Raw genomic sequence first — 12,061 nt, 5'->3', positions numbered from 1 at the left:
CATGCGCTTCCGTCACCCCGACGGCTCCACCGTCCACCTCGCCTACTGCACCAACGTCCACCCCGCCGAAACCCTCGAGGGCGTTCTCGCCCAGCTCCGTGACCACTGCGAGCCCATCCGCCGCCGCCTGTGCCGCGACCGCCTGGGCATCGGCCTCTGGCTCGCCAGGGACGCCGCCCGCACCCTCGTCACCGATCCGTCCGCCCTGCGCGGCCTGCGCACGGAACTCGACCGGCGGGGGCTGGAGGTCGTCACCCTCAACGGCTTCCCGTACGAGGGCTTCGGCGCCGAGGAGGTCAAGTACCGCGTCTACAAGCCGGACTGGGCCGACCCGGAACGCCTCGACCACACCACCGCCCTCGCCCGCGTCCTCGCCGGCCTCCTCCCGGGCGACGTCACCGAAGGCAGCATCTCCACCCTGCCCCTCGCCTGGCGGACCACCCTCCCGCCCGCCGGAACCGGGAGGACCACCTCGGCCACCGCCCGCGCTGCCACCGCCCGCGCTGCCACCGCCCGCGCTGCCACCGCCCGCGCTGCCACCGCCCGCGCTGCCACCGCCCGCGCTGCCACCGACCGCGCTGCCACCGCCCGCACCGCCACCGCCCGCACCGCCCTGCGTGCCCTCGCCGAACGCCTCGACGCCCTGCAGGAGCTGACCGGCCGCTCCATCCGCGTCGGCCTGGAACCGGAACCTGGCTGCAGCGTCGAGACCACCGGTGACGCCCTCGCGGCACTCGCCGCGATCGGCCACGACCGCATCGGTATCTGCGTCGACACCTGCCACCTCGCCACCTCCTTCGAGGATCCGCACACCGCCCTGGACGCACTCGCCCGGGCCCGCGTACCCGTCGTCAAGTCCCAGCTCTCCGCCGCCCTGCACGCCGAACACCCCCATCTCCCCGAGGTCCGCAAGGCCCTCGCCGCCTTCGACGAACCCCGCTTCCTGCACCAGACCCGCACCGTCACCGCCACCGGTCTGCGCGGCACCGACGACCTCGGCGAGGCCCTCGACGGCCACGCCCTGCCCGACACCGCGCCCTGGCGTGCCCACTTCCACGTCCCCCTGCAAGCGGCCCCCGCCGCGCCCCTCACCTCCACACTCCCGGTCCTGAAGTCGGCCCTGACCCGGCTCGTCGGCGGCCCGCACCCGCTCACCCGTCACCTCGAGGTCGAGACCTACACCTGGCAGGCCCTGCCGCCCGAGCTTCGCCCCCGCGCACGCGCTCATCTCGCCGACGGCATCGCCGCCGAACTCGCCCTCGCCCGGGGCCTGTTGACCGACCTCGGCCTGAAGGAACTGCCGTGACCCACCAACCGGCACCGACACCCCCGTCCGACCACGGCCGCCCCAGCCCTCTTCTCGTCCTGGACGTCGTTGGCCTCACCCCTTGTCTCCTCGGTCACATGCCCCACGTCCAAGCCCTTGGCCGGCAGGGCTCACAGGCATCCCTCGGCACCGTCCTGCCCGCCGTCACCTGTGCCGCCCAGTCCACCTTCCTGACCGGCACCATGCCCTCCGAGCACGGCATCGTCGGCAACGGCTGGTACTTCCGCGAGCTCGGCGACGTCCTGCTGTGGCGGCAGCACAACGGCCTCGTCGCCGGCGACAAACTGTGGGACGCCGCCCGCCGCGTGTACCCCGGCTACACGGTCGCCAATATCTGCTGGTGGTACGCCATGGGCGCCGACACCGACATCACCGTCACCCCTCGTCCCATCTACTACGCCGACGGCCGCAAGGAACCCGACTGCTACACCCGCCCACCGGCTCTGCACGACGAACTCGCCGAGAAATTCGGCACGTTCCCCCTCTTCCACTTCTGGGGCCCCGGCGCCGACCTCGTCTCCAGTCGGTGGATCATCGACGCGACCCGCCACGTCCTGCGCACCCGGCACCCCGACCTGACGCTCTGCTACCTTCCTCATCTCGACTACGACCTGCAGCGCTTCGGCCCCGACGATCCGCGCTCCCTCAAGGCGGCCGCCGACCTGGACGCCGCCCTTGCCCCGCTCCTGGACGACGCCCGGGCCGAGGGCCGTACCGTCGTCGCGCTGTCCGAGTACGGCATCACCCGAGCGGACCGGCCCGTGGACATCAACCGCGCCCTGCGCCGCGCCGGACTGCTCGAGGTGCACACCCAGGACGGCATGGAGTACCTGGACCCGATGGCATCCCGCGCCTTCGCCGTCGCAGACCACCAGATCGCCCACGTCTACGTGCGCCGCCCCGAGGACCTCGAGGCCACCTGGGCCGCACTCGACGGCCTGCCCGGCATCGAGCAACTTCTCGACGACGAGGGCAAGAAGACCCACCACCTCGACCATCCGCGCTCCGGCGAGCTCGTCGCCGTCGCGGAGCCGGACGCCTGGTTCACGTACTACTACTGGCTCGACGACGCCCGCGCGCCCGACTTCGCGCGGCTGGTCGAGATCCACCGCAAACCCGGCTACGACCCGGTCGAACTGTTCATGGATCCGCTCGACCCCTACGTCAAGGTCAGGGCCGCGACCGCCCTGGCCCGCAAGAAGCTCGGCCTGCGCTACCGCATGGCGGTCGTGCCCCTCGACCCGTCATCTATTCGCGGCAGCCACGGCCGCCTTCCCACGAGCGACGACGACGGTCCGCTCCTCATCTGCTCCACCCCCCGCGCTGTCGGCGACCGCGTCGCGGCCACCGATGTGAAGTCACTCCTGCTCCGCCTCGCCGGTCTCGCCCGACCGGCCGGCCCACCCGACCTGTCGGATCCCTCGGATCTGTCGGATCTGTCGGATCCCTCGGATCTCTCCGATCCGACTGGTCATAAGTGAAGCACTCACCACTGACAACGCCCTCCGACACCGAGGAGTTCCAGGCATGAGCCGCGTCTCTCCGACCGACCCCGAACTCAGCCACCGCCTCAGCAGACGAGGCATGCTCGGCGTCGCCGCAGGCGCCACTGCCGCCGCGTTGCTGGGCGCGGTCTCGCCTCCTGCCACCGCCGCCACCGGGACTGCGTCGGCTCCCGCCAGCCGCGGCCGCCCCCTCCTGCCTCCCGGCCGGCTCGGCATCCAGCTCTACAGCCTGCGCGACAAGGTTGCCACGCTCGGCTTCGCCCCCGTCTTCGCCGAGCTGGAGAAGTACGGCTACGACGAGGTCGAGTTCGCCGGCTACACCCAGGGCTCGGCGGGCCCGATCACCCTCGCCCAGCTCAGGCGGCTGGCGAAGGACCACGGCCTGACCCCGATCGGCAGCCACGTCGGCTACTACTCCGACGACCCGAACGCGTACACCTTCGCGCAGAACCTCACCAAGGTCCTCGACGACGCCGAGGCCCTCGGCCTGAAGCACATCGGCACCGCCTCGGGCCCGTTCCGCTACGGCTCCACCGTCGACGCGTGGAAGCGCGCCGCCGAGGAGTTCAACACCTACGGCGCCGCGGCGAAGGCGCGGGGCATGAAGTTCTACCAGCACAACCACTCCGACGAGTTCTCCTTCGCCAGTGACAACCCCAAGGTCCGCCTCTACGACGTGCTGCTCGCCGAGACCGACCCCGACCTCGTCCACCTGGAGATGGACATCTTCTGGGCGTACGCGGGCCAGTTCCGCTTCTCCCGGCGCCCCGACGGCACACCCGCGCCCTTCGAGCCTCTGGACTACGTACTGAGGCAGCCCCACCGCTACCCGCTCTTCCACGTGAAGGACGGCGTGAGCGACCCGTCCAACCAGTTCGGCTACCGCATGGTGGACGTGGGCGACGGCGACATCGACTACCAGCGGTTCATCTCGGCTGTGACCCGGCTGCGTGGCGAGCGCCTGGCCCACCACTGGCAGACCGAGCACGACAACCCGACCGAGTCCTTCACCTTCGCCCGCCGCTCCAGCGCGTATCTGCACTCGTTGCGGGAGAAGTGCTGAGAGACCAGGTGAGACGCCAACCGTAGGCGCACATGAGGAGGCCCTCCCCGAACCCGGGAGGGCCTCCTCACCTGCCCGACGCCGTCAGCCCGCGGTCTGCGGCTCGGGAGCCGACGCAACGTTTCGGCTGCGCCCCGGCTGCCGCAGCAGCAGCGCGATCGCCGCAGCCACCATCGAGACCCCGCCGGCCAGCGCGTACGCGCCGTTGTAGCCCCATGCACCGACCACCATGGAGCCGAGCCCGCCCCCGAACAGACCGCTGACCAGCTTGCCGCTGTACACCAGCCCGTAGGTGGTGGCGTTGTAGTTCTCGCCGAAGTAGTCCGGGGTGAGCGCCGCGAACAGCGGGTAGAACGCGCCGCCGCCGAAACCGGAGAGGAAGGCGAAGAACAAGAACAGCCACTCGCTCTTGACGTCGCCCGCCCAGATCACCCCGAACTGGGCGAGGCCGAGCACCACGATGACGAACACCAGGGTCGGCTTGCGGCCCCACCGGTCGGACATCCACCCCACGACCCCGCGGCCGATGCCGTTGATGACCGCCATGACGCCCATCGACGATGCCGCCACCAGCGGGCCGAAGCCCACCTCCTTGGCGAAGTCGACCTGGAAGGAGATTCCGAAGATCGACACGCCTGCGGTCATCACGATGGAGATCCACATCAGGGGCAGCATGCCCGTCCGGATGGCCTCCTTGGGCGTGTACTGCCTGACCGCGGGCGGGTTCTTGGCGAGGCTCGCCGCGTTCTTCCGGTTGCCGGAGTAGGTCAGCGGATCGATGTCGGCGGGCCACCAGTTCTTCGGCGGGTCCTTGAAGAAGAACGCGCACCCGAACACGACGATCAGGATGTAGCAGCCGATGAGGTCGAGGACCCGGTGGTAGTTCCCGGTGTCGAAGGCGTAGTTGAAGATGAAGATGAACGGCAGCGAGCCGTACGCGAACCCGCCGTTGACGAACCCGGTCCGCGCGCCGCGCCGCTCGGGGAACCACTTGCCGACCATGTTGATGCAGGTCGCGTAGACCAGGCCGGCGCCGACGCCGCCGACGACGCCGAAGCCGAGGATCGCGAGCCATACGTTGCTCAGGTGGGACAGGGCCAGGAAGCCGACGAGGCACATCCCGGAACCGGCGTACATCGCCTTGCGGGCGGTCAGGATGCCCCGCTCTCTGAGCCAGCCCGCCGGGAAGGCGATACCGGCCTGGAAGAACACCCAGACGCTGAGGATCCAGAAGGTGTTGCTCTGCGTCCAGCCGTGCGCGCGGGAGAGGGTGTCCTCCGCGGAGCCGTACGCGTACTCGAAGACGCTGATGGCCATCATGGCGATCCACGGCAGGTACACCATGAGCTTGCGCGAGTGGCCGAGGATGTCCCGGTCGGTCTCGCCGATGCGGTAGACGCGGCCGTGCGCATCGGTCACTTCCCGGTAGGGGCGGTCCGCGGCACCGGGACCGGCCGGCGAACTGTTCGTTGCTATGGGGTCTGCAGTCATTTCACGCCATCTCCTCGCCGAGCGGGTGCGGGTTGGGGACGATGCGCCGGACGTTGGGCCTGCCCGGTGCCTTGAGGAAGAGGGCCAGTACTGCGGAGGCCAGCCCGATGGAGCCCGCCAGGACGAACGCGCCGTGGTAGTCCCACTCACCGACGACGACCGCGCCCAGGCCGGAGCCGACGAGCCCCGAGATCAGCTTCGAGCTGTAGACCATCCCGTAGTTGGTGGCGTTGTTGTTCTCGCCGAAGTAGTCCGCCGTCATGGCCGCGAACAGCGGGAAGATCGCCCCGCCGCCGAAGCCGGAGACCATGGAGCACAGCAGGAAGAACGGCATGCTGCCCATCTGTCCCGACACCAGCACGCCGAACTGCGCCGTACCGAGCACGACGCAGACGATGATCAGCGTGTTGCGGCGTCCGTAGCGGTCGGATATCCAGCCGATGACACCGCGCCCGGTGCCGTTGACAAGGGCCTTCAGGGACATCGCCGTGGCCACGATCCCGCCCGCGAAACCCATGTCCTTGCCGAACGGCACCTGGAAGGCGATGCCGAAGATGTTGATGCCGGCCGTGCACAGCAGACAGAACCACATCATCCACAGGACGGGGGTGCGGGCGGCCTCCTTCGGGGTGTACTGCTTGATTGCCGGCGGGTTCTTCTCCAGCGCCCGGCGGATCTTCGGGTCGTCGGTGACCTTCAATGGGTCGACGTGTGCGGGCCACCAGTTCTTCGGCGGATCCTTGAAGAACCAGCCCGCCACGGCCACCACCAGGCACAGCCCCACACCGACCGTGGACAGTACGGCCCTGTAGTTGCTCAGGTCGAGCACGGAGGTGAAGAGGAAGACGAACGGCACGGACCCGTAGGCGAATCCGCCGTTGACGAAGCCCGTCTTGCCGCCCTTGCGTTCCGGATACCACTTGCCGACCATGTTCACGCAGGTCGCATACACAAGACCGGCGCCGATACCACTGCACACACCGAAGCCCAGATAGGCGACCAGCACGTCCGGCGCGAAGGCCAGCGCCAGATAGCCCAGCAGGGTGCCGAGCGCGCCGAGCAGCATCGCCGTACGCGCGGGGAGGCGGCCGCTCTCCCGCAGTTGTCCCGCCGGGAAGGCCACGGCCGCCTGGAAGAACACCCAGACGCCCATCAGCCAGAAGATGTGTCCGCTGCTCCACAGATGCGCCTCGTGGAGCGTGTCCTCCGCCGACGTGAACGCGTACTCGGCGGAACTGATGCCCATCATGCCCACCCAGGGCAGGACGACCATCCAGGTGCGTGTACGGCCCATGATGTCGACGTCGGACTCGCCGATCCGGTACACGCGGCCGTTGCGGTCCGTCACCTCCCTGCAGGGGACGGACGTCGATAGATCGGTGGATGTCATGTTGTCTTGCACCCCTTGCGTCGAAAGTTCTGGCCAGCGCCCCCTGTCCAATGCCTTTCGTGCGCGCACGGGTCCTCGGGGCCCGCCGACGCGCACCGTCGGCCGGCCCCGTGTTCGCTCACCTCATGAACCGCCCCCCAACAACCCGCCCGTCTCCCGCCACCGCGTCGGCGGAGGGGCCGTCGGCCCCCAGCCTTCCTGCCGCCCGCGCCCAGCGGTACTTCGCGCCGAGTACGGCCACCGGCTTCTCCGTCGTGTACGGGTATGCCACGACGCCCCGCTCGTAGAGGTACTGGCAGGCCTCCTCCACCTCGACATCACCCGCGAGCGACGCCACCACCGGCTTCTCGATCCCGCGCTCCCGGAACTCGGCCACCACGCGCGCGGTGAGCTCGGCGAACACCATGGGAGGGGTCACGATGGTGTGCCAGTAGCCGAGGACCAGCGCGTGGATGCGCGGATCCTGAAGACCGAGCCGGATCGTCGCCTCGTACGTCGACGGCGGCTCGCCCCCGGTGATGTCGACCGGGTTGCCCGCGGCCCCGAAGGGCGGGATGAACTTCCTGAAGGACGCGTCGAGGTCCGGCGGAATCTCCATCAGGGACAGGCCGTTGTCGGTCACCGCGTCGGAGAGCAGGACGCCGCTGCCGCCGGCCCCGGTGATGATGACGACGTTGTCGCCCTTGGGGGTGGGAAGCACCGGCAGTGCGCGCGCGTACTCCAGCATGTCGTTCAGACCGGGCGCCCGGATGACACCGGCCTGCCGGAGGATGTCGTCGTAGACGGCGTCGTCGCCGGCCAGCGCGCCGGTGTGCGAGCCCGCGGCCTTGGCGCCCGCGGCCGTACGCCCCGCTTTGAGGACCACGACCGGCTTCTTGCGGACGGTGTCGCGCGCCGCCTCCACGAAGGCTCGTCCGTCCTTGAGGTCCTCCAGGTGCATCGCGATGCACTCGGTGTGCGGGTCCTCGCCGAACCAGGTCAGCAGATCGTCCTCGTCCAGGTCCGACTTGTTGCCGAGGCCGACGATCGCCGACACGCCGGTCTTCGTCGTCCGAGCGAAGCCCAGGATGGCCATGCCGATGCCGCCGGACTGCGAGGTCAGCGCCACACCGCCCTTGACGTCGTACGGCGTGCAGAACGTGGCGCACAGGTCCTGCCACGTCGAGTAGTAGCCGTAGATGTTCGGCCCGAGCAGCCGGATGCCGTACCGCTCGGCGATCGCCACGATCTCCGCCTGGAGCGCGTGTTCGCCGGTCTCCGCGAAGCCGGAGGGGATCAGTACGGCATTGGGGATCTTCTTGCGTCCCACCTCCTCCAGCGCCGCGGCCACGAACTTGGCGGGAATGGCGAAGACGGCCACATCCACCTCACCAGGAACGTCCGTGACACTCTTGTACGCCTTGCGGCCCAGAATGTCATCGGCCCTGGGGTTCACCGGGTGGATGTCCCCGGCGAAACCGCCGTCGATGAGGTTGCGCATGACCGAGTTGCCGATCTTGCCCTGCTCGTTGGAGGCGCCGATCACGGCGACGGAGGCCGGCTGCATCAGCCGCCGCATGGATGTGAGGATCTCGTCGCGGGTGTACCGCCGGCGGGACGGCGGCTGCGACTCGGCGAGGATCACCCGGATGTCGGCGGCCACCGCTCCCTCCGGCGTCGCGATCACCGGATTGAGGTCCACCTCGGCGATCTCCGGGAAGTCCGCCACCAGTTGGGAGACCCGGCGGATCTGCTCGGCGATCGCCCACCGGTCCACGCCCGCCCGGCCGCGCACCTTGCGCAGGATCTCCGCCGACCGGATGGAGTCCAGCATGGACAGCGCCTCGTCGGCGTCCACGGGCGCGAGGCGGAACGTCACGTCCTTGAGGACCTCGACGAGCACCCCGCCGAGCCCGAAGGCGACGACCTTCCCGAAGGTGGGGTCGGTCACCGCGCCGACGATGACCTCCTGCCCCTGCGGCAGCAGTTCCTGCACCTGGACGCCCTCGATCCGGGCGTCGGGGCTGTACGCGCGCGCGTTCTCGATGATCCTGCAGAACGCGGCCCGTACGTCTGCCGCTCCCTCCACCCCGACGACCACACCGCCGGCGTCGGTCTTGTGCAGGATGTCGGGGGAGACGATCTTCATCACGACGGGTCCGCCGAACCGCGCCGCGTACGCCACCGCCTCGTCGACGTCCCTCGCCAGCTCCTCGCCGGGTACGGCGATCCCGTACGCGTCGGCGAGCACCTTGCCCTCGGGCGCGGTGAGCGCGGTGCGGCCCTCGGCCCGCACGGAGTCGAGGAGGGCGCGCACCTGCAGCACCCGGTCTTCGGCCATCACGTCAGATCACTCCGTTCGACTTGAGCAGGCGCAGCTCCTCGTCGCCGAGGCCGAGCTCGCCGATGTAGACCTCTTCGTTGTGCTCGCCGAGCAGGGGTGAACTGGTCACCTCGACGGGGGAGTCGGAAAGCTTCAGCGGGCTGCCCACGGTCACGAACTCGCCCCGCTCCGGATGCGGTACGCGGACCACCATCTCGTTGGCGACCAGCGACTCGTCCTCGATGATCTCCTTGGTGGACAGGATCGGCCCGCACGGGATGTTGTGGGCGTTGAGCCGCTCCAGCACCTCCCACTTGGGCAGGGTCGAGGACCACTCCTCGATCAGCTGGAACATCTTGTTGAGCTTGGGCAGCCGGGCCTCCGGCGTCGCCCACTCGGGGTCGTCGGCCAGCTCCGGCCGGCCGATGAGCTCGCTGATCGGCTTCCAGCCGACGGGCTGCACGATGACGTACACGTAGTCGTTCGGGCCGCCTGGCGCACACTTGACCGCCCACCCGGGCTGGCCGCCGCCGGAGGCGTTTCCGGACCGGGGAACCTCATCGCCGAAGTCGTCGTTGGGATATTCGGCGAGGGGTCCGTGTGCCAGGCGCTGCTGGTCGCGCAGCTTCACCCGGCAGAGGTTGAGCACCGCGTGCTGCATGGCCACGTTCACCCGCTGCCCGTGCCCGGTGCGCTCCCGCTGGTACAGCGCCGCGAGGATGCCCGCCACGGCGTGCACGCCCGTGCCCGAGTCGCCGATCTGGGCCCCCGTCGCCAGCGGCGGCCCGTCCTCGAAACCGGTGGTCGACATCGACCCGCCCATGGCCTGCGCGACGACCTCGTACGCCTTGAAGTTGGTGTACGGGCCCTCGCCGAACCCCTTGATGGAGGCGTAGACGATCCGTGGATTGATCTCCTTGATGCGGTCCCAGGTGAAGCCCATCCGGTCGACCGCGCCCGGTCCGAAGTTCTCGACCATGACGTCGGAGCGCCGGATCAGCTCGGTGAGGAGCTCCTTGCCGCGCTCGGTCTTGGTGTTGAGGGTGATGCTCCGCTTGTTGCAGTTGAGCATCGTGAAGTAGAGGGAGTCGACGTCCGGGAGGTCGCGCAGCTGCTTGCGTGTGATGTCACCGGTCGGCGCCTCCAGCTTGATGACGTCCGCGCCGAGCCAGGCGAGCAGCTGGGTCGCGGAGGGCCCGGACTGGACGTGGGTCATGTCCAGGACGCGGATGCCGTCGAGAGCCTTGGTCATGACAAGCGCTCCTCACTTGTACATGGTCTGGTTCATGGTTCCGGGGGCGTACGCGTCCGGGTCGACCCAGACGTTGATCAGCGAGGGTTTCCCGGACTCGCGGGCCCGGCGCAGCGCAGGACCGATGTCGGCCGGGTCACGGACCTCCTCGCCGTGACCACCCAGCATCTGCGCGAACTTGTCGTAGGGGACGTCGCCGAGGGTGTTGCCGACCCGCTCGCGCTCCTTGCCGTACTTGGCGGCCTGGCCGTAGCGGATCTGGTTCATCGAGGAGTTGTTGCCGACGATGCCGACGAAGGGGAGGTTGTAGCGGACGAGGGTCTCGAAGTCCCAGCCGGTCAGCGAGAAGGCGCCGTCGCCGAAGAGGGCGACGACCTCCTTGTCGGGGCGTGCCTGCTTGGCCGCGAGCACGAAGGGGATGCCGACGCCGAGCGTGCCCAGCGGGCCCGGGTCCATCCAGTGGCCGGGCGACTTGGGCTGGACGACCTGCCCGGAGAAGGTGACGATGTCGCCGCCGTCGCCGATATAGATGGAGTCCTCGGTGAGGAAGTCGTTGATCTCGCTGACCAGGCGGTACGGGTGGATCGGTGAGGCGTTCGACCGCAGCTGGGGCAGCCGCTTCTCGACCGCCGTCTGCTCGGCGGCGCGCAGCTCGTCCAGCCACTCCTTGCGCCTGGACGCGCCGCCGTTGAGCCGCCCGGAGGCTGCCTCGGTCACCGACTTCAGCACCAGGCCCGCGTAGCCGACGATGCCGAGGTCGATGTCGCGGTTCTTGCCGACGGTGCGGTAGTCGAGGTCGATCTGCACGACGGTCGCGTCCGGCGACAGCCGCTTGCCGTAGCCCATGCGGAAGTCGAACGGGGTGCCGACGATGACGATGACGTCGGCGTTGGAGAAGGCGTACCGCCGCGACAGCTGGAAGTGGTGCGGGTCGCCGGGCGGGAGCGTGCCGCGTCCGGCACCGTTCATGTACGCGGGGATGTTGAGGGTCCGCACGAGCTCGATGGCCGTCTCGGTGCCGCGGGTCGTCCACACCTGGCTGCCCAGCAGGACCGCCGGCTTCTCGGCGTGCACGAGCAGATCGGCGAGCTTCTCGATCGCTTCTGGGTCGCCGGCCGAGCGGGTCGAGGCACGGTAGTGGCCGGCCTTCGGGATGCGCGCCTTGGCGAGCGGCACCTTGGCGTCCAGGACGTCCCGCGGAATCTCCAGGAAGGACGGCCCGGGCGCCCCGTGGTAGCACTCGCGGAACGCCATCGACACCATGTCCGCCGCGCGCGCGGTGTCCGGAACGGTCGCCGCGAACTTGGTGATCGGCGTCATCATGTCGACGTGCGGCAGGTCCTGCAGGGACCCCATCTTGTGCTGGGTGAGGGCCCCCTGACCGCCGATCAGCAGCATCGGGGACTCCGCGCGGAAGGCGTTGGCGACACCGGTGACGGCGTCGGTCGTACCGGGGCCGGCGGTGACGACCGCGCAGCCGGGTGTGCCGGTGATGCGTGCGTAGCCGTCGGCTGCGTGGGCGGCGACCTGCTCGTGGCGTACGTCGACGACCTCGATGCCCTCGTCGACGCAGCCGTCGTAGATGTCGATGATGTGGCCGCCGCACAAGGTGTAGATGACCTTCACACCTTCCGCTTTGAGCGCCTTGGCGACGAGATGCCCACCCGAGATGAGCTCTTCGTTCTGGTCGCGGCTGTCGTCAGGCATGGCGAAGTCCTGTCCCTTCGTAGG

At 69.4% G+C, this 12,061-nt stretch carries 8 protein-coding genes; 3 read left to right on the top strand and 5 right to left on the bottom strand.

Annotated features, from left to right (window positions below):
* Position 1 precedes the first annotated feature (1 nt).
* The 3 genes from ABZV31_RS03780 (at position 2) to ABZV31_RS03770 (ending at position 3,895) form a co-directional block, all read left to right on the top strand.
* Positions 2-1,306 carry a TIM barrel protein gene (locus ABZV31_RS03780; protein WP_355887680.1) on the top strand — a complete coding sequence of 435 codons (1,305 nt, stop codon included), beginning with the start codon at positions 2-4 and terminating at the stop codon, positions 1,304-1,306.
* 98 nt (positions 1,307-1,404) lie between these two features.
* The gene (locus ABZV31_RS03775; RefSeq protein WP_355887678.1) at positions 1,405-2,808 is read left to right on the top strand and encodes a nucleotide pyrophosphatase/phosphodiesterase family protein; all 1,404 of its coding nucleotides are present in this window, start codon (positions 1,405-1,407) and stop codon (positions 2,806-2,808) included.
* A 46-nt stretch (positions 2,809-2,854) separates the two neighbouring features.
* Entirely contained in the window at positions 2,855-3,895 is a 1,041-nt protein-coding gene (locus ABZV31_RS03770; protein ID WP_355887676.1) for a sugar phosphate isomerase/epimerase, read from the top strand.
* Between the two features lie 84 nt (positions 3,896-3,979).
* Here the strand turns inward: ABZV31_RS03770 and ABZV31_RS03765 are convergent, their stop codons facing one another.
* The 5 genes from ABZV31_RS03765 to ABZV31_RS03745 all read right to left on the bottom strand — a co-directional run bounded on the left by ABZV31_RS03765 (position 3,980) and on the right by ABZV31_RS03745 (position 12,037).
* A complete protein-coding gene (locus ABZV31_RS03765; protein WP_355887674.1) occupies positions 3,980-5,386 on the bottom strand; it encodes an OFA family MFS transporter in 1,407 nt (468 codons plus the stop codon).
* Between the two features lies 1 nt (position 5,387).
* A complete protein-coding gene (locus ABZV31_RS03760; RefSeq protein ID WP_355887671.1) occupies positions 5,388-6,776 on the bottom strand; it encodes an OFA family MFS transporter in 1,389 nt (462 codons plus the stop codon).
* A gap of 118 nt (positions 6,777-6,894) precedes the next feature.
* Positions 6,895-9,096 (bottom strand): acetate--CoA ligase family protein, encoded by a 2,202-nt coding sequence (locus ABZV31_RS03755; RefSeq protein WP_355887668.1) that lies wholly within the window; start codon positions 9,094-9,096, stop codon positions 6,895-6,897.
* A 4-nt stretch (positions 9,097-9,100) separates the two neighbouring features.
* Positions 9,101-10,330, bottom strand: a complete 1,230-nt coding sequence (gene frc, locus ABZV31_RS03750; RefSeq protein ID WP_355887665.1) for a formyl-CoA transferase — start codon at positions 10,328-10,330, stop codon at positions 9,101-9,103.
* 12 nt (positions 10,331-10,342) lie between these two features.
* Entirely contained in the window at positions 10,343-12,037 is a 1,695-nt protein-coding gene (locus ABZV31_RS03745; RefSeq protein WP_355887662.1) for a thiamine pyrophosphate-binding protein, read from the bottom strand.
* Between the last annotated feature and the right edge of the window lie 24 nt (positions 12,038-12,061).

The sequence above is a fragment of the Streptomyces sp. NPDC005202 genome (assembly GCF_040608235.1).
In the GTDB taxonomy this organism is placed as follows: Bacteria; Actinomycetota; Actinomycetes; order Streptomycetales; family Streptomycetaceae; genus Streptomyces.
This window is presented reverse-complemented; position numbering and strand designations above follow the sequence as displayed.

What these genes read in the sequence shown, in the direction of transcription:
- ABZV31_RS03780 (WP_355887680.1), top strand. Translation starts at nt 2, where the DNA reads ATGCGCTTCCGTCACCCCGACGGCTCCACCGTCCACCTCGCCTACTGC.
- ABZV31_RS03775 (WP_355887678.1), top strand. Translation starts at nt 1,405, where the DNA reads ATGCCCCACGTCCAAGCCCTTGGCCGGCAGGGCTCACAGGCATCCCTC.
- ABZV31_RS03770 (WP_355887676.1), top strand. Translation starts at nt 2,855, where the DNA reads ATGAGCCGCGTCTCTCCGACCGACCCCGAACTCAGCCACCGCCTCAGC.
- ABZV31_RS03765 (WP_355887674.1), bottom strand. Translation starts at nt 5,386, where the DNA reads ATGACTGCAGACCCCATAGCAACGAACAGTTCGCCGGCCGGTCCCGGT.
- ABZV31_RS03760 (WP_355887671.1), bottom strand. Translation starts at nt 6,776, where the DNA reads ATGACATCCACCGATCTATCGACGTCCGTCCCCTGCAGGGAGGTGACG.
- ABZV31_RS03755 (WP_355887668.1), bottom strand. Translation starts at nt 9,096, where the DNA reads ATGGCCGAAGACCGGGTGCTGCAGGTGCGCGCCCTCCTCGACTCCGTG.
- frc (WP_355887665.1), bottom strand. Translation starts at nt 10,330, where the DNA reads ATGACCAAGGCTCTCGACGGCATCCGCGTCCTGGACATGACCCACGTC.
- ABZV31_RS03745 (WP_355887662.1), bottom strand. Translation starts at nt 12,037, where the DNA reads ATGCCTGACGACAGCCGCGACCAGAACGAAGAGCTCATCTCGGGTGGG.